The following is a 20,812-nucleotide window of genomic DNA, read 5'->3' on the forward strand; positions in this document are numbered from 1 at the left end:
TACAGGCCTTGGGCGGTGAAGGGGATGGCACCCGTGGCTTCATGGGCACTGGGGGAAGTTTGGCACCCGAAACCTCAGACGAGCAGCTGATGCTCGCCTTCCAGGCGGGAAACGCGCGTGCGTTCGATGCGTTGGTGCGCAAGCACCGCGCGCCGGTGTTCAACTTCATCCTGCGCTTCGTGGGGCACCGGGCGCGAGCGGAGGACGTGCTGCAGGAGACCTGGCTCAAGGTGGTCCGTAGCGCCCGGGAATACGAGCCCAAGGCCCGGTTCACGACCTGGCTGTACACCATCGCGAGGAACCTCTGCGTGGACAGCACGCGCAAAGAGAGCTACCGCCAGACGACGTCCCTGGAAGCCCCCTCGGCCGGTGCCGACGGCGACGAGGGACGTCCGTTGGGCGAGGGGCTGCCGGACGCCGGGGCCAGCCCGGAGCGCGGCGCGCACAACGCCCGCCTCCGGCCCCTGCTGGAGCGGGCCCTGTCCGCCCTGCCGGAGGAGCAGCGCGAGGTGTTCGTGCTGCGCGAGTACAGCGGCATCCCGTTCAAGGAGATCGCCGAGGTGACAGGCGTGTCCGAGAACACGGTGAAGAGCCGCATGCGCTACGCGTTGGAGGGCCTGCGCCGCCGCCTGGGTGAGCTGGGCGTGGACGGCGACCTGTCGGAGGATGGAAGGACGGTGGCGGGATGAGTGCCCAGAATGCCCACGCGCACGAGGACCGGCTCCTCGACTTCGCCTACGGCGAGCTGCCTGCGTCGGAGGCCCATGTGCTGGAGCAGCACGTCCAGGGCTGTGCGCGCTGCACGAAGGCGCTGGCGGACATCCGCGGCGTGCGCACCACCATGGCGCAGCTGTCGTCGGAGCCCGCGCCGGACGCCGGCCTGGAGTCGCTGCTCGCGTACGCGCAGCAGTCCGCGCGCCGAGCCGCCGCGGGCCCCGAGCCGAAGCCCTCGCGCTGGCGCCGCTTCCTGCTGCCCGCGGTGGGCCTGGCCACGGTGGGCACCTTCGGCCTCCTGACGTTGACGGTGAGCGAGAACCTGGACCTGGCGCCGAACCTGTCGCAGCGGGCTCCCAGCCCGACGATGGCCGCGGCGAAGCAGGAGTCGCCGCCGCGGGAGAAGCGCGCCCCGAGCGCCCTGGCCCCCGCTCCTTCGAGCGCGACCCTCGAAGTGGACGTGCCCGAGGGTGCCTCGGACGAACTGGCGGCCGCGCCCGCGCCGGACGTGATGAAGAACCAGGTGGAGGCCAAGGTGCAGCGCAAGGGCACCGCCGCGGCCCGTCCGTCCGACTGGATGAACTCGGGCAGTGGTGGCGCGCTGCTGGAGCGCCGCGCGGAACCCGAGGCTCCCAAGAAGAAGATGTCCAAGGCCGTCCGGGACGCGGACGACGAGTTCGCCGCGCTCTCGCAGGCGACGGCCGGGGTGGCCGAGCAGGAGGCGCCTCCGAAGGAAGAGCAGGCCAACGACGGCTCCCTCGCGAAGGATGAGCCCGCGGCGCGGCGCTCCTCGGGAAAGCTCAGCGACAAGGCCATGGGCGCGAAGGGCGACTCCCTGCGGCTGGGTGAAGCGGCCTATGGCCGTGGGCTCAGGACGGATGACGACCAGGGAGTGGCCGCGGGCGCGGCTCCGCCGCCTCCTGCCGTGGCCTCCGCGCCCGTGGTCCAGGCCGTGCCCATGGCCCCCGCCGCCGTGGGCTCCATCGGCGGTGCGACGCCTCCGTCCACGCCCAAGCGGGAGTCCGCCCAGGCCCAGGCCGCGAAGCCTGCCTCCGCGGAGAAGTCCGCCGCCAAGGAAGCGATGACGGCGCGCGACCTGTCCGCCCAGGCCCAGGCCGCGGCGAACCAGGGTGACCGCGCCCGGGAGGCCCAGCTGCTGCGCGCCGCGCTCGCGGCTGGAGCCAGCGGCAGCGAGCGGCTGGCCCTGCTCTCACGGCTCTGCGAGTCGGAGTCCGTCCAGGGCCGGACCCAGGAGGCCGCCGCCGTCTGCGGGCAGATCGTCACCGAGGCCCCCGGCTCCAGCGCGGCGCAGTTGGCCCAGCGCCGCCTGCGTCAGGCCTCGCCCGCCACGGCTCCGGAGTCTGATCCGGCCAGGGCCGCCCCTTCCCAGCCCGCGCAGTAGGGGAGGGCGGCAGTCCACATGACCGATGCTTCCGGGGCCTGGGTCCTGGATAATGGGAGCATGACGTCGGACGTGCACGCTCCCCCCGTGAACAGCCCCCGGAAGTCGCCGCCGCGCTCCCCGCGCCGGGCCCGCCGTGGCCAGGCCATGGTGGAGTACTCGATGATCAACTGGGTGTTGATCGTCGGGCTCGTCGTTGGCGCCACGGTGAAGATCCGCTGGACGGACGACCGGCAGACCAACGTCATCGACCTGTTCCTCGAGGCGTACCAGATCTACTACGACTCGTTTTACTTCGTGCTGAACCTGCCGTTCCCCTGAGGGACGGAAGGCCGCGGATCAACTCACTGCGTCGAGCCGTCCTCCCCCCTGGGCGGACAGGCTCCGCGAGCTCCGGGCGTCCCGGGATTCCGCTTTGTCACGAGAGGTGGTTTTGACACCTGCTCTGGGGCATGGCTAACATCTTGCCTCGTTCGCGCCCTGGCATCGCCCCCTCGTCCAAAGCAGTCCTGCCGCCACGACGGCGCCCCACCGTTCTGGAGGACTTTGAACCATGTTGAAGGGTAAGACCCCACTCGTCGTCGCACTGGTGCTCGGTTTGCTCGCGGGCATCGTGGCCTACTCGGCCATCAAGAAGAAGGAATCCGATGTGCGCCGCGGGTGGAACCTGGTTCCCGTGGTGGTGGCGGGCCAGGACATGCCCGAGGGCTCGGTCATCACGTACGAGATGATCTCCCAGCGCTCGGTGCCGGAGCAGTTCGTCACCTCGTCGGTGGTGAAGCCGGACTCCGCCAACTACATCGTGAACCAGAAGGTGCTGGTGGCGCTGCAGGCCGGCGACCCCATCCTCTGGAGCCAGTTCGAGACGACGAAGGCCGCCGAGCGCCTGTCCACGAAGGTGCAGAAGAAGGCGCGCGCCATCACCATCGAGGCGAAGCAGACCACGTCCGTGGGCGGGTGGATTCGCCCGAACGACCACGTGGACATCATCGGCACGTTCCGCGATCCGCAGACGGACGAGAGCGTCGCGGTGACGCTGCTGCAGAACATCATCGTGGTCGCCACGGGTAAGATCACCGGCACCACGAACATCAACCTCATCCCGGAGAACCAGCGCGAGTACTCCAACGTCTCGCTGATGGTGCTGCCAGAAGAGGCGGAGATCCTGGTGCTGGCGGCGGAACTGGGCCAGCTGACGTTGTCCCTGCGCAACGAGGACGACGTGGACCTCATCGAGGAGCGTGGCCGCGCGACCATCAGCACGCTGCTCTCCGGTGAACGCACCCGTGTGCTGGAGCAGAAGCGCCGGGAGATCATCCAGATCATCAAGGGCAGTGGCGGCGGCGAGAAGGCCTCGGCCGGCTCTCCGTAGTCCTGCGCGCGGGGCCGCTTCGCTCACGGCTGAAGCGGCCCTGCCGACCCCTCCCTCATCCCCCGGGGATTCGCGCCCATGCTCGCAGGTATCGTCCTCCTTCTCGTCACCGGCTCGGTGTTCTTCTTCAGCCTGGTGATCTTCAGCGTCCTGTCGAAGGCGTATGAGCAGTACCAGGAGCGGTACGTCGCCAAGTCGATGAACGACTTGAGCGACATGTTCCTCTTCATCGACGCGCGGCAGATGTTGATCCTCAACATCGCCTGCATGTGCCTCCTGGGCATCCTCAGCTACATCGTCTTCAACCCCATCCTCGCGGTGCTCGCGACCATCTTCGGCTTCTTCCTGCCGATGCTGCTCGTGAAGCACTACCGCAAGCGCCGCATCAAGAAGTTCAACGTGCAGCTGGTGGATGCGCTGCAGGCCATGGCCAACGCGTTCAAGGCGGGCCTCACGTTCCCCCAGGCCATCGAGCACGTGGCGCGCGAAGCGATGCCGCCCCTGTCCCAGGAGTTCGGCCTCTTCGTGAAGGAAGTGAAGCTGGGCGTGCCGCTGGAAGAAGCGCTCGTCAACATGGGCAAGCGCGTGGGCAGCGACGACCTGGAGCTGGTGGTGGTGTCCACCAACATCGCGCGCCAGCTGGGCGGCAACATGGCGGAGATGTTCGAGACCATCTCCACGGTGATCCGCGAGCGCTTCCGTCTGGAAGGCAAGATCGACGCGCTGACCTCCCAGGGCAAGCTTCAAGGGTGGATCGTCGCGGCCATGCCGGCGGTGCTGGGCATGGTTCTCAACTACATGCGTCCGGACCTGATGGAGCCGATGATGAACCACATCTTCGGCTACATCCTGGTGACCATCATCGCCATCATGGAGATCATGGGCATCCTCATCATCCGGCGCATCGTCAACATCGACATCTGAAACGAGGCGCACCGTGCAGGAAGTCCTGACATTTCTGCTGATGGGCGGCTCGGCACTGCTGACCGCGGGCGCGGTGGCGTTCCTGGGCATCGGCCTGTACTCCAACCTCCTGGAGCGCTTCCTCACGGAAGTCCGCGACGAGTCCGCGGGCGGCATGAAGGGCGCGGGCTCCGTCGCCGTCCGCAAGCTGGGCTCGATGAACCGGCGCTTCATGTGGCCGGGCTACGAGTCCAAGACGCGCCGCAAGCTGATCAAGGCGGGCGAGCCGTCGCAGTACAAGCCCGAGGACATCATGGCGCTGCAGGAGATCAGCGCCTTCTTCGCGCTCCTGGCCGGCCTGTTCGTCGTCAACGGCATGGGCATGAACCTGGCCTGGTCGCTGCTGGTGATGCTGCTGGGCCTGTTCTATCCGCTCATCTGGTTGAACGATCAGGTGAAGCGCCGTCACCTGGCCATCAGCCGCGCGCTTCCGTACAACCTGGACCTGCTGACGCTGTCGGTGGAAGCGGGCATGGACTTCACGGGCGCGCTGGCGAAGGTGGTGGAGAAGGGCCGCCAGGGTCCGCTGCGCGAAGAGCTGCAGCTGGTGCTCAAGCAGCTCAAGATGGGCAAGACGCGTGAAGAGGGGCTCAAGAGCATGATCGTGCGCGTGGACCTGCCGTCGCTGACGACGTTCGTCACGGCGCTGATCCAGGCGGACAAGATGGGTACGAGCCTGGGCAAGGTGCTGCGCATCCAGTCCACGCAGATGCGCATCGACCGCACGCAGCGCGCCGAGAAGCTGGCGGGCGAGGCGCCGGTGAAGATGCTCTTCCCGCTCATCGCCTGCATCTTCCCGACGGTGTTCATGGTGCTCTTCGGGCCCATCGTGTTCCAGTTCATGTTCGGCAACGTCGGGGGCTAGTCCTCTGCCCATCCTGCTCACCATCACCCAGGGGCTCCAGGTCGGACGGGAGCTCGCCTTCGAGCAGGCCGAAGTGAAGATCGGCCGGACCTCGGAGAACGACCTGGTGCTGCATGACCACGGTGTCTCCCGGCGTCATGCCCGCATCACGGCGAAGGATGGGCGCTACTTCGCCGCGGACGTTGGCAGCGCGAACGGCACGCAGCTGAACGGCCAGCCCCTGGCCGGTGAGAAGCAGCTGCGCGACGGCGACCGCATCACCGTGGGCCCGGTGGAGTTCACCTTCGTGTGGATGCCGCCGGAGGATGACGACGACGTCACCCGGCCCATCCGGCGGATGCTCGCGCCGCCCCACGCGAACGTGTCGCCGCAGGGCATGGGGCAGGCCTCGCTCGCGGAAATCGAAGCGGCGCCCACGAGCTACCAGCAGTCGATGCCGGCCATGGCCCGGCCTGCATCCCCGCCGCGCCCGGGAATGGCGGTGCCCGTGGTGAAGGGTGGGGCCACCCCTGCGATGCCGGTGCCGGCCGCCACACCGAAGCGGCCCTCCGCTCCGGATCTGCCGGCGGTCAGTGCCCCCGCGCCGGTCCGGCCTCCACCGGGGCCTGTGCTCAGCGCTTCCGTGCCGGGTGCGGCGACTCCTCCCAAGCCTCCCGCCGGGCCTCCTGTGCTGGGAGCTTCCTCGCCGGCATCCGCTGCGCCTGTCCGGGCTGCATCGGGAGCTCCCGTCCTGGGGGCTTCCGCGCCGGCATCCGCTGCGCCGGCCCGGCCTGCACCGGGAGTTCCCGTGCTGGGGGCTTCCTCGCCGGGTGTGGCGACTCCGCCCAGGCCTCCTTCGGGCCCGCCTGTGCTGGGTGCCTCCGCGTCGGCTGCTTCGGGCAAGGTTCCCGCCGCGCCTCCTGTGTTGGGTCCTTCGGCGCCGGGAGCGACCGCGCCCGCCAGGACTCCGTCAGGGCCCCCGGTGTTGGGGCCTGCCGCTTCGGGCGCGGGTGCGCCGGCCAAAACTCCCGCTGGCCCCCCGGCGCTGAGCGCTCCGGCCGCGAACAAGGCTCCGGGACCTTCCGCCTCCGTCCGAGCCTCCGGGCCGGGACTGTCAGCGGTCGGTGCCTCGGGACCGGGCCGGTCATCCGCGCTGGAGGCTGCCCCGGCCCCCTCGCCCCCCACCGCGAGCGAACTTCCCGCGGCTGGAACTCCTGTCTCGACGGCGACCTCCGCGCCGGGGAGGGTCGCCGCTTCAGCTCCTGTCGAGCCCGCGGCTCCCGCCAAGCGGAACGGCGTCGCGAACCTTCCTGGTGTCGGTGCGCCCGCGCTGAACCGTCCCTCGCTGGGGCTTGGCGCCGCGCGCGCGTCCGCTGCTCCGGTGTCCCGGGACGCCGCGGCTTCCGCGCCCGGCCTGCCGTTGATGTCGCCGCCGGGGCTCATGGCTCCGCCGCCTCCGGCTCGGCCTTCCGTCGTACCGCCTCCCGTGGACCTGGCCCCCGTGGTGCCGGATGAACCCGAGGAGCGCACGCTGATGGCGATTCCCACGGCGGACGCACCCTCCGTGGCGCTGCCTCCCGTGCTGCCGCTCCCGGAGCTGGACGAGCCCGAGGAGCGCACGCTGATGGCGATCTCCACGGTGGACTCGCTCGTGCCCGCTGCGGTGCCGTCCCCCGTGCTGTCGCTCCCGGAGCTGGACGAGCCCGAGGAGCGAACGTTGATGGCGATTCCGGCGACCCTGGAAGCGCCGCCCGTAGAAGCCGCGGCGCCGCCACAGGAGGCCTCGCCCGCGCTGCCTCCGCCGATGATGGAGGAGCCCGAGGAGCGGACCGTTCTCGACCTCCGGCCCATCACTCCGGTCAGTCCGCTCGTGGCCCCTCCGGTGCGCGTCGCGAGCGCTCCCGTCCCCGCGCCCGACTCCAGCGAGCCCTCGACCTTCGTCGGCCAGGACGATGACCTCTTCGCGACCCCCGAGGAGACCCGGGCTTCGGGGACCTTCACGGGCCAGCTCGCGCCTGGCCCCGTGGCGCCTCCTCCGGCCTGGAGCCCTCCCGTCCCGCCGCCTTCGCCGGAGCCGGTGACGTTCGTCGGCCGGGACCGGGCCGCGCCTGCCCCGACCCTGGACCCCGGCCCGCTGCCGGGCGAGTTCCCACTGGCCCCCGTGCCCTCCTCGGACGTGGAGGGGGACGCCACCCAGCCCGTGCCGGCCGACCTGGAGGACTCCTTCGTCCAGCCCGTGTCCAACGGCCCGGTGACGGTCGTCGCGAAGGTCGAGCCCTCGTCCGCCGCCGACAAGGCCCGTCAACGGCGTCAGCTGGGCAAGTCACTCCAGGGCCGGTTCATCCTCTTCTGGAAGCGCCAGTCGCTGCCCAAGCGGATCGCCTTCGCGTCGCTGGCGGGCGTGGCCGTGCTGTGCGTGGTGACGCTGCTCGTGGCGCTCGCGGTCCCCACGGCCATCCGGCTCCCGGGCAGCGAACCCTTCAAGCTGGGCATGGAGCCGGTGACGGACTCCTTCGGCCTGGGCGACGGCGTGCGCTGGGTCCACGCGGACGACAAGCTCTTCGACTTCCGCTTCGTGTCCCCCACGCGCGCCGTGGCGGTGCTGCACTACCAGGCCAGCAGCATCGCCCGGGACGAGGTCAACCTGTCCCTCAACGGCGTGTCCCTGGGCTGGGTGCCCCCGGACACTGCGCAGACGGCCGAGCGTGAGCTGGAGCAGATCCTCCCGCCCAGCCTCCTGCGGCGCAACGCCAACAACCAGCTCCTCTTCGACAACGCCCTCAACCCGCCCGGCCGCGACCCGTGGCGCATCTGGAACCTGCGGCTGGAGATCATCCCGGTGCCGGAGGCGCCGCCGGATCAGCTGGTCGCCTCCGCCCGGGAGGCCGCGACGGCGGGGGCCCGCTTCTACGAGCTCAAGGATGTGGGCGCGGAGAACCTGTTCAAGGCGTGGCGGGAATACCGCGCCGCGTGGATCACCCTGGAAGCGCTGGACGACAAGCCGGAGCTCTACGAGGACGTCCGGGAGCGGATCGCCCAGATTTCAATGGAGCTGGACCACCGCTGCAGCCAGCTGATGATGCAGTTCCAGCGGGCGGTTCAGTTCCGCAGCCGACGGGATGCGGTCGCGACCCTGGAAGACGTACGGAGACGCTTCCCTACGGCCGAGCATCGCTGCCACAATCTCGCGCTGGAAAAAGCCTATGAGCACGAGCTTTAGGGCCCGTGCCCCCCTCAGCAGGACGCGGTGACCGCCATGTCGAACGCACCTCCCCCCGCCCGCCGACGGCCTACGTCCGGTACGCCCTCCTCCGGGAGCGGTTCGCGCGCGCCGGTCCGCCGGTCGACCTCCGGTGCCGCCGCGGCCCGCCCCGCGAAGCTCGTCGTCGTCGCCGGCCCCATGGAGGGTGAGGAGTTCGCGCTCTCCGAGCTCGAGTACACGGTCGGCCGCTCCGCCGACAACCCCATCTGCATCCAGGACACGTCCGTCTCCCGCAAGCACGTGACGCTGCGCAAGGAGTCCTCGGGCTGGATGGTCAGTGACATGGGCTCCGGCAACGGAACCATCCTCAACGGCGAGCCCATCGCCGAGGAGACGCTCCTCGCCAACGGCGATGTCATCACGCTGGGCGACTCGGAGCTGCGCTACGAGGACACCGCCAACAGCACCGCGAAGGTGCAGGCCCCCACCGGCTCCCGGCCCCGTCCGTCCACGGCGGCGGGCCGCGGTCCCACGGCCGTGCCCACGCGTCCCGCCCGGGAGGGCCGCGCGCGCCCGCAGACGTCGCGCGCCGCCGCCGCCGCGGAGCTCACGCCGGAAGCGCAGCGCAAGCGCATGCGGATGAAGCTCGCGGGCGTCGCCGTGCTGGTGCTGCTCTTCGCGGGCCTGGGTGTCGCGCGCTCGCGCATGCGGCAACAGGCGGAGGAGCAGGGCCGCATCGAGGCGGAGCAGCGCGAATACCGCGCGCAGCTGGGCGGCCTCTTCCAGGAGGCCAAGAACCTGGTGCGCGAGGGCCAGTGGGAGCAGGCCAAGGCGAAGCTGGAGGAGCTCCACACGCGGGCGTCGGACTATCCCGGCGTCGAGGACTACCTGAAGGCCGCGGAGCGGGAGATTCCCAACCAGAAGCACCTGGGCACGGCCCAGGCGGCGCTGGACAAGGGCGAGCTGGCCAGCGCGAAGGCGTCCATCGAGAAGGTGACCAGCGACACCCAGCAGTACGAGCAGCTGAAGACGGCACGCAAGAACCTGACGGACGCGGCCGACAAGCGCACGAAGGAGGCCAAGGGGCTCCTGGACACCCGCGCGCTGGAGAACGTGCAGAAGGCCAAGGCCATCACCGACGACGTGCTCGCGACCTTCCCCGAGCACCGCGACGGCAAGCTGGTCAATGACGACGCCGTGCGCGTCATCGCGGACCTGACGCGTCCGGACCCCGTGCGCGTGGCCGCGACGCCCAAGCCGTGGGAGCCCGCGGTGGACCGCTTCCGCGACGCGGACATCACCGGGGCGGTGGCCATCCTCAACGCGTGCTCGGCCAAGACGTCCCAGTGCAAGCAGCTGATGGCGCAGATGACGGAGTTCGGCAACCTCTACAAGAAGCTGGAGGACCTGGACGCCAAGGGCCTCACCCGCCTGCTCGCGCTGGACAAGGAAATCACCGAAGGGCGCACGAGCAAGATGGCGCGCAACGCGGGCACCCGCGCGGGCAACATCTATTACAAGAGCGCCGCGGGCGCGAAGGCCGCCGGCCAGTGGTCGCGCGCCATGGAGTTCGCTCGCCGTGCCCTCCAGGCGGACCCCAGCCACACGGGCGCCGCCAACATCGTCAACGACCTCAAGGGCAAGGCGAAGGACCTGTACATGCAGGCCTACTCCATCAAGGACTCCAGCCCGGAGGACGCGCTGCCCAAGTTCCGCGACGTCGTCGCGATGACGCCGCCCGACGACGAGCTGCACGGCAAGGCCCAGGGCTGGGTCGAGAAGCTGTCGCGATGAAGAAGCGCAAGGGGCTGGAGCCGCCCCCGGCCGAAGAGCCGGGGCAGGGCGACCTGTTCGGCACGTCGCTGCTACCCCCCTTGCGTCCCGCGCCCGCGAAGGCCGCCAGCGGAGGCAAGACGCCTCCGGCCCCCCCGGCTCCCCTGGCTCATTCGACCGCGCCGGTGGCCGAAATCGCCGCGACGCCCCCTGCCGCCGTCACCCCGCCGCCGCGCCCGGAGCGCACGGTGTTGTCGGTGGGCGAGCTCACCCGGCAGATCAAGCAGACGGTGGAGACGCGCTTCCCGCGCGTGATGGTGCGCGGTGAGGTGTCCAGCTTCCGGGGCGCCAACGCGCGCGGCCACTGGTACTTCACGCTCAAGGACGCGGACGCCTCCATCGACGCGAAGGTGTGGGCGTCCATGGCGGGGCGGATCCGCTTCGCGTTGCGCGACGGCATGGAGGTGGTGGCCGAGGGCAGCGTGGACCTGTACGAGCCGCAGGGCCGCTACAGCCTCATCGTGTCCCGGCTGGAGCCGGTGGGCGAGGGCGCGCTGGCGCTCGCGTTCGAGCAGCTCAAGCAGCGGCTGGCGGCGGAGGGGCTCATCGGCGACCGGCGCGTGAGGCCGCCCCGGCCCGTGCCGTTTCTGCCCCGGCGCATCGGCGTCGTCACCAGCCGCACCGGCGCGGCGCTCCAGGACTTCCTGCGCGTGCTGCACTCGCGCAACCCCCGGCTGGGCGTGCTGCTGGCGGACGCGCGCGTGCAGGGCGAGGGCGCCGCGGAGGACGTGGCGCGGGCCATCGAGCGGCTTTCGCGCACCGACGTGGACGTCATCGTCGTGACGCGCGGCGGAGGCTCCGTGGAGGACCTCTGGACGTTCAACGAGGAGCGGGTGGCGCGCGCCATCTTCGCCTCGCCGGTGCCGGTGGTGTCCGCCATCGGCCACGAAATCGACTTCACCATTTCGGACTTCGTCGCGGACCTGCGCGCGCCCACGCCCAGCGCGGCGGCGGAGCGGCTGGCGCCGGTGCTCGCGGACCTGGAGCTGACGCTGGCCACGCAGTCCGGCCGCCTGCGCCGGGCCATGGAGCGCCGGGTGCTGGAACTGCGTCAGAGCCAGGGCCAGCTTCGCGCGCGGCTGCCGGATCCTCGCCGCGAGGTGAACCATCAGCGCCTGCACCTGTCCGAACAGGTGGAGGCGATGATGCGCGTGCTGCGCCCTCGCGCGCGCGCGCACCGGGAGACCTTGCGCGCCCTGCAGGAGCGGCTGCAGCGGGCGCGGCCCCAGACGCGGCTGTCGGAACAGCGGGCCCACCTGCTCAAGCTGGCCATGCGCCTGTCGGAGGCGGCACGCGCGGGCGTCACCCGCCGGCGGGGCGCGCTGGCGGACGCGCGGCTGGGGCTGGAGCGGCAATCCCCCACGGCGCGGGTGGCGGCCGAGCGGGCGAAGGTGGCCCAGACGCGCTCGCGGCTTCTGGAGCTGCAGCGGGGCATGCTGGCGTCCGCGCAGACGCACTTCGGACGGTTGGGGGGCCGCCTGGACGCCCTGAGCCCCCTGAAGGTGATGTCTCGCGGCTACGCGGTGACGTTCCGCCAGCGGGACGGCGTCGTGGTGCGCTCCACGGCGGACGTGGTGGTGGGGGACGTGCTGGGCATCAAGCTGGCGGCCCACGGGGCGAAAACCCTGGGCGGGTGTGAAGAAATCGAAGCCACCGTTACCAGCCTGAAAGGCCCGGTGGACTGCTAGCGGGCCACCCTCTACATTCCGCGCCCCGCTCGGGGAGGTGGATGGCCGTGGCGAAGTCGGACAAGAACCCCAAGGTGGAGCCCGCTCCGGAGCAGTACGGAGACGTGGTGTCGCGCCTGGAAGACACGGTGGCGCGGCTGGAAAGCGGCGACCTGTCGTTGGAAGAGTCGCTCAAGGCGTTCGAGGAGGGCATCCGCCTCGTCCGCCGGGGTGAGAAGCTGCTCACGGAGGCCGAGCAGCGAATCGAACAGCTGCTGGTGGACGAGGACGGCCAGGACGTGGCGGCGCCGCTGGCGGTGGCGGCCCGGCCCGCTCCGCAGGCTGCCCCCCGGACGACCGCGCAGGCGCGTCCGCCACCGGAGGACGATGTCCCGTTCTAGGTATCAGGGGAAGGGTGGAGGCCGGGCATGTCGAAGCCGAAGATTACGATTGTCGATGACGACCGCGACACGCGCGAGCTGCTCGCCGAGGCCCTGGGGGCCGAGGGGTTCGAGGTCATGTCCGCGGCCAATGGCCTGCGGCTCGTCGCGTCGCTGGAACTGCACCGGCCGCACGCCATCCTCCTGGACGTGAACATGTCCTGGATCAACGGCTTCGAGCTGTGTCAGGCCGTGAAGCAGAACAAGCAGTTCCGGGACATCCCCATCATCTTCATCAGCGGGCGGGGAGACCCGGAGGACAAGCGGCGAGGCATGGAGGTCGGCGCGGCCGACTACTTCGTGAAGCCGCTGGAGCTGGACGCGCTCGTCAAGCGCATCCGCGAACTCATCCCCGCCGACGTGGCGAAGGAGCCCTGACGCCGATGGCCGCTTTCAACCTGGACCCCTTCATGCGCACGCAGCATTCGCGGGTGGAGGCGCTCCTGCTCGAACGCGCGGACCGCCTGGGTCCCGCGGGCACGCCGCCCCGGCTGGCGGAGTCCATGCGCTACTCGCTGCTCGCGGGCGGCAAGCGCCTGCGCCCGGTGCTGTGCCTGGCCTTCGCGGACGCGGTGTCCAAGTCGAGCACCGAGGCCGCCGTGGTGGCGGACGCGGCCTGCGCGCTGGAGTACGTGCACACCTATTCGCTGGTGCACGACGACCTGCCCTCCCTGGACAACGACGACCTGCGCCGGGGCCTGCCCACGAACCACAAGGTCTACGGCGAGCCGGTGGCGCTGCTGGCCGGGGACGGGCTGTTGACGGAGGCCTTCAACGTGCTCGCCTCGGGGCCGGAGCCGGTGCGCGGCATCCTGTGCGCGGAGCTGGCGCGCGCGGCGGGCGCGAGCGGGATGGTGGGCGGGCAGGTGCTGGACATCGCGGCGGACCGGGCAGCGGCCCTGGACTACCTCCTGCGGCTGCACCGGATGAAGACGGGCGCGCTCATCCTCGCGGCGTGCCGGATGGGCGTCCTGGCGGCCGGGGGCGACGCGGCGGCGCTCGCCAGCGCGGTGACGTACGGTGAAGCGGTGGGCCTGGCCTTCCAGATCGCCGACGACGTGCTGGACGTGACCTCCAGCGCGGAGGCCATGGGCAAGCCGGTGGGCGCGGACGCGGAGGCCGGGCGCTTCACCTTCCCGGCGGTGGTGGGCCTGGACGAGTCCCGCCGCATGGCCGACGAGCTGGTGGCCCGGGCGGAGGCGGCGGTGCGCCCGCTGGAGGGCGTGGACGGTCCGCTGGCGGCGCTGGCGCGCTACTCGGTGGAGCGGAAGTCCTGATGGCGGACGTGCTGTCCGGTGTCGCGTCTCCCGCGGATGTGCGCGCGCTCCCCGAGGACGCGCTGCCCGGCCTGTGCGAGGCGCTGCGCGAGGCCATCATCACCACGTGCGGCCGCGTGGGAGGCCACCTGGGCGCGTCGCTGGGCGCGGTCGAAGTGGTCGTGGCCCTGCACCGCGTCTTCCACACGCCGCAGGACGCGCTCCTCTTCGACGTGGGGCACCAGGCGTACGCGCACAAGCTGCTCACCGGCCGGCGCGACCGGATGCACACGCTGCGGCAGGCGGACGGCATCGCGCCGTTCCTGGATCCACGGGAGAGCCACCACGACGCGCTGGCGGCCGGTCATGCGTGCACGGCCATCTCCGCGGCGCTGGGTCTGCTTGCCGGCCGGCGGCAGCTGGGGCACTCGGGCCACGTGGTGGCGGTGGTGGGCGACGGCGCGCTCACCGGGGGCCTGAGCTTCGAAGGGCTCAACAACGCGGGGGGCAGCCCGCTGCCGCTCGTGGTGGTGCTCAACGACAACCAGATGTCCATCAGCGCGAACGTGGGCGCCATCCCCGCGCTCCTGCGCACGCGCAACGCCCGCGCCTTCTTCGAATCGCTGGGCTTCACCTACCTGGGCCCGGTGGACGGGCACGACCTGGGCGCGCTCACGCGGGCGCTGCGCGAGGCGAAGGCGTCATCACGCCCGGTGGTGGTGCACGCGCTGACGAAGAAGGGGCGCGGCTTCCCGCCCGCGGAGGCGGACGAGCAGACGCGCGGCCACGCGATGGGGCCGTACGAGTGGCGCGACGGAAAGCTGGTGCGCTCGCGCGGAGGACGGCCCACGTACAGCGAGGCCTTCGCCCAGGTGTTGGGTGACGCGCTGGAACGGGACCCGCGCGTGGTGGCCGTGACGCCCGCGATGCTGGAGGGCAGCGCGCTCACCGGCTTGAAGGCGCGCTTCCCTGACCGCGTGCACGACGTGGGCATCGCGGAGCAGCACGCGGTGACGTTCTGCGCGGGGCTGGCCGCGGCGGGCGCGAAGCCGGTGTGCGTCATCTACTCCACCTTCCTCCAGCGCGCGTACGACCAGGTGGTCCACGACGTGTGTCTACCGGGGCTGCCCGTCGTCTTCGCGGTGGACCGGGCGGGGCTCGTGGGCGCGGACGGCGCCACGCACCAGGGCGCCTACGACGTGTCCTTCCTCCGGCCGCTGCCGGGCCTCACGCAATGGGCTCCGGTGGTGGGGGAGGACCTGGGGCCCATGCTCGCCACCGCGCTCCAGGCCTCCGGGCCCTCCGTGCTGCGCTTCCCGCGCGGCACTCTGCCGGACCTGCCGCCGGAGTTGGCACGGGACGGGACTGAGGCGCACGACGCGCGCGCTGGCGCGGAGGGGGGCAAGAGTTCCACGGCCTCGCGGCTGACACCGGCCGCGCTCCCCATGCCGGGCGCCCGCTGGCTGAAGCGTGTGCCCGGCTCACGGCTGACCTTGGTGACACTCGGACCTCTGGGTTTGTCCGCGCTGGAGGCCGTGCGGAGCGAGCCGGACTGGAGCGCGCTGGACGCGCGCCGGGCGTGGCCCTTGGATGAAGCCGCGCTCCTGGAGGCCGCTGCGGGCGGGCACGTGGTGGTGGCGGAGGAGGGCACCGTCCGGGGCGGCCTGGGCAGCGCGGTGCTGGAGCTGTACGCCGCGTCGGGCGTGTCTCCCCGGGTGACGCTCCTGGGCATGCCGGACGTCTTCCTGCCGCATGGGGACGCGCGGGTGCAGCGCACACAGCTGGGACTGGATGCGGCGGGCCTGCTGCGCGCGGGCCGTGCGCTGCTGGGAGAGGAGAACCGGTGAAGCCGAAGAAGGAACGCCTGGACGTGCTGGTGGTGGAGCGCGGGCTCGCCGAGTCGCGCACCAAGGCCCAGGCGCTCATCCTCGCCGGCCAGGTGGTGGTGGCGGACCAGCGCGTGGACAAGCCCGGCTCCCTGGTGCCGGTGGAGGCCGAGCTGCGCCTCAAGGGCGAGGTGATGCCGTACGTGTCGCGCGGCGGCCTCAAGCTGAAGGGGGCCATGGACCGCTTCGGCCTGGACGTGACGGGCCGCGTGGGCGCGGACATCGGCGCCAGCACGGGCGGCTTCACCGACTGCCTGCTCCAGCACGGCGCGGTGCGGGTGCACGCCATCGACGTGGGCTACGGCCAGCTGCACGAGAAGCTGCGCGTGGATCCGCGCGTGCGCTCCCGCGAGCGGGTCAACGCGCGCTACCTCACGGACGAGGACCTGCCGGAGAAGGTGGGCGTGGTCGTCATCGACGTGAGCTTCATCTCGCTCACCCAGGTGCTGCCGTCGGTGCTGCCGTTCCTCTCACCGGGCGGGCTGCTCATCGCCCTGGTGAAGCCCCAGTTCGAGGTGGGCCCGGAGCGCGTGGGCAAGGGCGGCGTGGTGCGCGACCCGGAAGCGCGGCAGGACGCCATCGACACCGTGACGGCCTTCGTGCGCGAGCACGGGCTCAGCGTGCGCGGGTTGATGGACTCGCCCGTGCCCGGGCCCGCCGGCAACGTGGAAGCGCTCCTCGTCGCCGACAGGCCCTGAGGCCCGCCGTCACGGCTTGACGGCGCGGTATTCAGGCAGCGTGAGGGCCTGGACCAGGTTGTTGCCCACGCGCATCCACAGCCGCCCGCTGTCATCCACGGAGCAGGACAGGCTGCTGGAGACCTCGTAGCGGAACAGCTCGCCCTGTTCGGCGGAGTCCACCGCGACAATTTCCTGGGGCAGGGCGCCCGCCACGTTCGGGCCGGTGAGCAGGTAGAACTCCGCGCTCGTCGGCTGGCCCAACTGCACCTGGAGGATGCGCAGCTGCCCGGACGCGTCCACGGACGTGCCGCCCTTGTTCATGACGAGGCCGCTCGTCGAGTTCAGGAACCACACGCGCTGGTCTCCAATGGCCGCCACCTTCGAGCCGCCATTGAACGGCAGCAGGAAGCGGATGGGCACCGGGAAGGTGGTGCTGGACCACCGGTACGCGTTGCCCTCGCAGCCCGCGGCCTCCGTGGAGCAGGCCTCGATGCGCGACTGGTTGTTGTTGAAGTCGAAGGACATGAAGAGCGTGGAACCATCCACGCTGAACGACGCGGGCGGCGGCGCGCTGATGAGGCCGTTGTACTGGTAGATGATGCGCGTGCTCACCGGCTGGAGGTCCTGGCTCGTGGCGTTCGCGTCCAGGGTGGCGACCTCGATCTGCAAGGCGGGCCCGCCGCCACCCGCGGTGTTCGGATAGGCCACCAGCACCTGCTGGCCCTTCTCCTTGGGCGGGGTGATGGGCTGCAGCGGCGCGTTCTCGAACATCCACTGGAAGGAGCCGCCGGACGACGTGTGCTTGAGGCGCGACACCGTGTACAGGTCGTTCACCAGCGCGTCGCCGTTGGCCATCACCGACAGCTGCTGCAGCTTGTACGTGGCCGCGGTGCGACCGGAGGTGGCGAAGTTGGAGTCCACCGCCACGGCGCCCGAGCCCGGCGTCCACACCCACCGCTTGCCGCTCGTCGGGTTGATGCTGGTGATGACCGTCGAGGAGCTGCACGGGATGCCCAGCTCCACCGAGTTTCGCACCACGCCCGTCGAGTCCACGCGGAAGAGCGTGCCGGAGCCCGTGGTGGGGTTGCCGCACCCGATGAAGGCGACGTTGGTGCCGCTGCCCTCGGCGATGAAGAAGTCCGTCACCACCTGGCCGTTGGGGTCCGGATCCTTGATGACCTTCGTCACCGGCAGGAACGTGGCCGCCTGCGGCTGGGACGAGTTTGTCCGGCCGTCGGAGCACGTCGCCCGCGCGTTGAGCGACAGGCTCACGGCGAGGCCGCGGGTGTACTTGATTTCATTCGAGGCCAGCTCGAAGTCCATGGACCCGCTGGTGTAGGGCACGGTCTTCAGGAACGTGTCCTTGTCGTAGATGTCCACCCGCGACACGGCGTCACACCCGGACACGATGACCCGCACCGTCAGCGACGGGGCCGCCGTGTTGGGCTGCGGCACGGTGAGGGTCACCGTCGGCGGGTCCGGAGTGGGAGCCGGCTTCTCACCACCACAGGCGGCGAACACGGAAGCGCAGAAGGTCAGCGAGGCCAGGAAGGCCCGCGGCGCGAACGGGCGCGAAGGGACGGAGTGCATGGTTTCGCACTCTACCGCGCTCCCCCGGGAAGCGGGCGGGGCCACGTCCCTTACCGCGCCCGTCCCCCGGAATCCTGATCGCGAGAGCCCTGAAAACCCCCGCCGGCGCTTGCCCGCCCACCCTGCCTCCGGCCGGGCGGCGAGGGTGGTGCTGGAAGAAAGTGACAGTATGACTGTTTTCGTGGGATTCCACCGCTACATAGGGGTGGGCGGGCGGTTTCCGGTCACCGGACCGTCACGCGTGTGCGGGATTCCGGAGGAAGAACACCGGTCCGGGGTATACGTCGCGCGCCTTTTCCCACCCCTCTCGCTTGAGGAGAGCCCCGTTCAACCGCTGGCCCGCGGACGGGTTAGACGGCATGATCCGGAATCGACCATGACCCCTTTCGCACCCAACGGGTTTTCGCGACGTCGTTCCCAGTCTGGGCGGGGCGGAGGCGCGCCGTGAGGATCGAGATGTTGTCGTCTGAGCAGAGGGGGCGGGTGCTGGTGCTCGCGGCCAAGGCCGCGGGTGACGCGTTGGTGGAGCGGCTCACGGCGAGTGGCTACCAGTGCGCCTCCACGGAACGGGAGACCGGGCTGGCGGAGATGGTGGATCAGCTCCAGCCGGAGGTGGTGCTCCTGGCGGTGACGGCCAAGCGGGCGGCGGAGTTGCTGGAGACGGTGCGCAAGACGGACAAGCTCCAGCGCCTGCCGGTGCTGGTGGATCAGGGCCGCGCGCGCTCGGCGGAGGCCTTCAAGCGGCTGGCGGTGGACGACTTCGTGCGCGGCGCCGACGAACTGGTGCCCCGGCTGGAGTCCGCCCTGCGCGCCTGGAGGCTCAAGGAGCGCGAGGAGCGCATCCGGATGCGCATGGGGATGCTGCTCGAAATCACCCAGGCGGCCACCAGCTCGCTGGAGCTGGAGGAGATCCTCCGCATCGCGGTGGAGAAGGTCGGCCAGGTGACGGGCACGGACCGCTGCTCCGTGGTGTTGGTGGAGGGCAGCCACGCGCGCACGGCCACGGTCGTCGCGACGCAGGAGGACCCGAGCCTCGTCCAGCTGGACATCGAGGTGGCGCGCTACCCGGAGCTGCGCCGCGCGCTGGAGACGCGGCAGCCCGTCCTGATTGAAGAGGCGCAGCGCGACCCGCTGATGGCGGAGGTGCGCACGTCGCTGCTACCGCAGGGCGTGAAGTCCATCCTGGTGCAGCCGCTCATCTGCCAGGACGACCTGCTGGGCGCGCTCTTCCTGCGCGTGTCCAAGGGCGAGGCGTCCATCGGCCGCGACGAACAGGAGTTCGCGGAGGCGGTGGCGGGCGTGCTCGCCAACTCCATCCGCAACGCGCGCCTGCACACGGCGGTGAAGAAGAAGCGCGAGGACCTGGAGCTGGCGTACGTGGAGCGCTACCGCGAGCTCAACGACGCGAACCGCCGCCTGAAGGAACTCAACCGCCTCAAGGATGAGATCATCGCGGTGTGCAGCCACGACCTGCGCGCGCCGCTCCAGGTGCTCCTGGGGCACGGCCGGCTGCTCCTGGAAGGGCCGCTGGAGACGCAGCAGAAGCAGTCCGCGGAGGCGATGATCCGCCAGGGCCGGAAGATCCTCACCCTGGTCGAGTCCCTGCTGGAGAAGGGCAAGGGCGAGGCGGCGCGGCTGTCCATCGAGCCTCGCGTGCTGGACGTGGCGCAGCTGTGCCGCGACGCCGTGGCGGAGCTGGAGATCCTGGCGGCGGAGAAGGCCGTGTCGCTGCGCTCCGAGTGCCCCGACAGCCTGATGCTGATTGGCGACGAGGTGAAGCTGCACGAGGTGCTGCAGAACCTCATCAGCAACGCCATCCAGCACGCCAGCGACCCGGGCGTGGTGGTGGTGCGCACGCAGCGGCTGTCGCGGCCGGACGGCGACGCGGTGCGGGTGATGGTGAGCGACAACGGGGTGGGGATTCCCCCGGACGAGCTGCACCTCGTCTTCGACCGCTACCGTCACGGGCCCAAGGGCACGGGGCTGGGGCTGGCCATCTGCAAGGAGTTCGTGGAGCTGCACGGCGGTGAAATCTGGGCGGAGAGCCCGGCCGACGGTGGCTGCACCTTCGTCTTCACGCTGCCCCTGGCGCAGGAGGCCGCGCGCAACCCCCGGCCGCAGCCCGCGCCCGGCGCCGCGCCCGAGCAGCCTCGCGTGCTGGTGGTGGAGGACGAGCCCGAAATCGCCGCGGTGCTGTCGGAGGTGCTGCGCTCGAAGTACCGCGTGGAGGTGGCGCGCGACGGCGCGGAGGGCCTGGCGAAGGCGCGCGCTTCACGGCCGGACCTGGTCGTGATGGACGTGTTCCTGCCCAAGCTGGACGGCCTGGACGCGGCCATGGCGCTCAAGTCCTCGTCGGACACTGCGCACATCCCGGTCATCCTCCTGTCCGCCCACCAGGGCGTGGCCGACAAGGTCCGCGCGCTCAACCTGGGCGCGGTGGACTACATGGCCAAGCCCTTCAACGCGGTGGAGCTGCTCAACCGCACCGAGCGCGCCCTCAAGCTGAGCCGGGGTGAGAAGGATCAGCAGGACAAGACGAACTCGCTGCAGCGGCGCACCGGCAGCGATCCGGTGACGGGCCTGCTCGACCGCCGCGGCCTGCTCCTGCGCTTGGAGCAGGAGGTGGCCCGCAGCCGCCGCTACCACCGCGCCCTCACGCTGGCGGTGCTGCGTCCGGACCGCGACCTGGACGCCATGCCGCCCAACATGGCGGAGGTGATGCGCAAGCGCGTGCGCCACCCGGACTCCATCGCCCATCTGGGGCTGGGCGTCTTCGCGGTGGTGCTGCCCGAGTGCAACGCGGACGCGGCGCGCACGGTCATCAACCGCCTGATGCCGGACGTGGAGAACGTGACCTCCATCGAGTACCGGGCCGCCATGGCGGACGTCAGCCAGGACAGCGATCCGGTGGAGAAGCTGCTGGAGAAGCTGGGAGCCCCCCCGCCCGAGGCCCACTAGCCCGC

The 20,812-nt window shown here is 71.0% G+C and carries 16 protein-coding genes; 15 read left to right on the forward strand and 1 reads right to left on the reverse strand.

Annotated features, from left to right (window positions below; all coding sequences use genetic code 11):
• Positions 1-41 precede the first annotated feature (41 nt).
• From GTZ93_RS08270 to GTZ93_RS08335, 14 genes are all read left to right on the forward strand, one after another.
• A complete protein-coding gene (locus GTZ93_RS08270) occupies positions 42-689 on the forward strand; it encodes an RNA polymerase sigma factor (protein WP_120565707.1) in 648 nt (215 codons plus the stop codon).
• Positions 686-2,116, forward strand: a complete 1,431-nt coding sequence (locus GTZ93_RS08275; RefSeq protein ID WP_139918460.1) for a zf-HC2 domain-containing protein — start codon at positions 686-688, stop codon at positions 2,114-2,116. Before GTZ93_RS08270 ends, GTZ93_RS08275 begins: the two co-directional genes overlap by 4 nt.
• 60 nt (positions 2,117-2,176) lie before the next feature.
• On the forward strand, positions 2,177-2,437 hold the full coding sequence (locus tag GTZ93_RS08280) for a hypothetical protein (RefSeq protein ID WP_120580964.1): 261 nt from the start codon (positions 2,177-2,179) through the stop codon (positions 2,435-2,437).
• A 232-nt stretch (positions 2,438-2,669) separates the two neighbouring features.
• The gene (gene cpaB / locus GTZ93_RS08285; RefSeq protein WP_120565598.1) at positions 2,670-3,488 is read left to right on the forward strand and encodes a Flp pilus assembly protein CpaB; all 819 of its coding nucleotides are present in this window, start codon (positions 2,670-2,672) and stop codon (positions 3,486-3,488) included.
• A gap of 78 nt (positions 3,489-3,566) precedes the next feature.
• Entirely contained in the window at positions 3,567-4,412 is an 846-nt protein-coding gene (locus GTZ93_RS08290) for a type II secretion system F family protein (protein ID WP_120580963.1), read from the forward strand.
• A gap of 13 nt (positions 4,413-4,425) precedes the next feature.
• Entirely contained in the window at positions 4,426-5,316 is an 891-nt protein-coding gene (locus GTZ93_RS08295) for a type II secretion system F family protein (protein ID WP_120580962.1), read from the forward strand.
• A 73-nt stretch (positions 5,317-5,389) separates the two neighbouring features.
• The gene (locus GTZ93_RS42665; RefSeq protein WP_390624857.1) at positions 5,390-8,515 is read left to right on the forward strand and encodes an FHA domain-containing protein; all 3,126 of its coding nucleotides are present in this window, start codon (positions 5,390-5,392) and stop codon (positions 8,513-8,515) included.
• A 36-nt stretch (positions 8,516-8,551) separates the two neighbouring features.
• On the forward strand, positions 8,552-10,291 hold the full coding sequence (locus GTZ93_RS08305) for an FHA domain-containing protein (protein ID WP_167547947.1): 1,740 nt from the start codon (positions 8,552-8,554) through the stop codon (positions 10,289-10,291).
• A complete protein-coding gene (gene xseA, locus GTZ93_RS08310; protein ID WP_139918458.1) occupies positions 10,288-12,018 on the forward strand; it encodes an exodeoxyribonuclease VII large subunit in 1,731 nt (576 codons plus the stop codon). The genes GTZ93_RS08305 and xseA overlap by 4 nt, the downstream gene beginning before the upstream one ends.
• Positions 12,019-12,059: 41 nt before the next feature.
• Positions 12,060-12,398, forward strand: coding sequence for an exodeoxyribonuclease VII small subunit (xseB, locus tag GTZ93_RS08315; protein WP_121781679.1), 339 nt, complete (start codon positions 12,060-12,062; stop codon positions 12,396-12,398).
• Between the two features lie 27 nt (positions 12,399-12,425).
• Entirely contained in the window at positions 12,426-12,815 is a 390-nt protein-coding gene (locus GTZ93_RS08320) for a response regulator (RefSeq protein WP_014397650.1), read from the forward strand.
• A gap of 5 nt (positions 12,816-12,820) precedes the next feature.
• Positions 12,821-13,714, forward strand: a complete 894-nt coding sequence (locus GTZ93_RS08325) for a polyprenyl synthetase family protein (protein WP_139918456.1) — start codon at positions 12,821-12,823, stop codon at positions 13,712-13,714.
• On the forward strand, positions 13,714-15,540 hold the full coding sequence (locus GTZ93_RS08330) for a 1-deoxy-D-xylulose-5-phosphate synthase (protein ID WP_139918454.1): 1,827 nt from the start codon (positions 13,714-13,716) through the stop codon (positions 15,538-15,540). Before GTZ93_RS08325 ends, GTZ93_RS08330 begins: the two co-directional genes overlap by 1 nt.
• Positions 15,537-16,277, forward strand: a complete 741-nt coding sequence (locus GTZ93_RS08335) for a TlyA family RNA methyltransferase (protein WP_120598235.1) — start codon at positions 15,537-15,539, stop codon at positions 16,275-16,277. The genes GTZ93_RS08330 and GTZ93_RS08335 overlap by 4 nt, the downstream gene beginning before the upstream one ends.
• Positions 16,278-16,286: 9 nt before the next feature.
• On the opposite strand, the gene GTZ93_RS08340 is transcribed toward GTZ93_RS08335, so the two are convergent.
• Positions 16,287-17,849: a hypothetical protein gene (locus GTZ93_RS08340; RefSeq protein ID WP_126935824.1), complete on the reverse strand. Its 1,563-nt coding sequence runs from the start codon at positions 17,847-17,849 to the stop codon at positions 16,287-16,289.
• 459 nt (positions 17,850-18,308) lie between these two features.
• Between GTZ93_RS08340 and GTZ93_RS08345 the strand changes: the two genes are divergently transcribed.
• The gene (locus GTZ93_RS08345; RefSeq protein WP_139918467.1) at positions 18,309-20,807 is read left to right on the forward strand and encodes an ATP-binding protein; all 2,499 of its coding nucleotides are present in this window, start codon (positions 18,309-18,311) and stop codon (positions 20,805-20,807) included.
• Positions 20,808-20,812 lie beyond the last annotated feature (5 nt).

Source organism: Corallococcus exiguus, from assembly GCF_009909105.1.
Lineage (GTDB): Bacteria > Myxococcota > Myxococcia > Myxococcales > Myxococcaceae > Corallococcus > Corallococcus exiguus.

Excerpts from the sequence above, each read along its gene's own strand:
- GTZ93_RS08330 (WP_139918454.1), top strand. The coding sequence starts at position 13,714 with ATGGCGGACGTGCTGTCCGGTGTCGCGTCTCCCGCGGATGTGCGCGCG.
- GTZ93_RS08305 (WP_167547947.1), top strand. The coding sequence starts at position 8,552 with ATGTCGAACGCACCTCCCCCCGCCCGCCGACGGCCTACGTCCGGTACG.
- xseA (WP_139918458.1), top strand. The coding sequence starts at position 10,288 with ATGAAGAAGCGCAAGGGGCTGGAGCCGCCCCCGGCCGAAGAGCCGGGG.
- GTZ93_RS08320 (WP_014397650.1), top strand. The coding sequence starts at position 12,426 with ATGTCGAAGCCGAAGATTACGATTGTCGATGACGACCGCGACACGCGC.
- GTZ93_RS08340 (WP_126935824.1), bottom strand. The coding sequence starts at position 17,849 with ATGCACTCCGTCCCTTCGCGCCCGTTCGCGCCGCGGGCCTTCCTGGCC.
- GTZ93_RS08325 (WP_139918456.1), top strand. The coding sequence starts at position 12,821 with ATGGCCGCTTTCAACCTGGACCCCTTCATGCGCACGCAGCATTCGCGG.
- GTZ93_RS08275 (WP_139918460.1), top strand. The coding sequence starts at position 686 with ATGAGTGCCCAGAATGCCCACGCGCACGAGGACCGGCTCCTCGACTTC.
- GTZ93_RS08280 (WP_120580964.1), top strand. The coding sequence starts at position 2,177 with ATGACGTCGGACGTGCACGCTCCCCCCGTGAACAGCCCCCGGAAGTCG.
- GTZ93_RS08270 (WP_120565707.1), top strand. The coding sequence starts at position 42 with ATGGGCACTGGGGGAAGTTTGGCACCCGAAACCTCAGACGAGCAGCTG.
- cpaB (WP_120565598.1), top strand. The coding sequence starts at position 2,670 with ATGTTGAAGGGTAAGACCCCACTCGTCGTCGCACTGGTGCTCGGTTTG.
- GTZ93_RS08290 (WP_120580963.1), top strand. The coding sequence starts at position 3,567 with ATGCTCGCAGGTATCGTCCTCCTTCTCGTCACCGGCTCGGTGTTCTTC.
- xseB (WP_121781679.1), top strand. The coding sequence starts at position 12,060 with ATGGCCGTGGCGAAGTCGGACAAGAACCCCAAGGTGGAGCCCGCTCCG.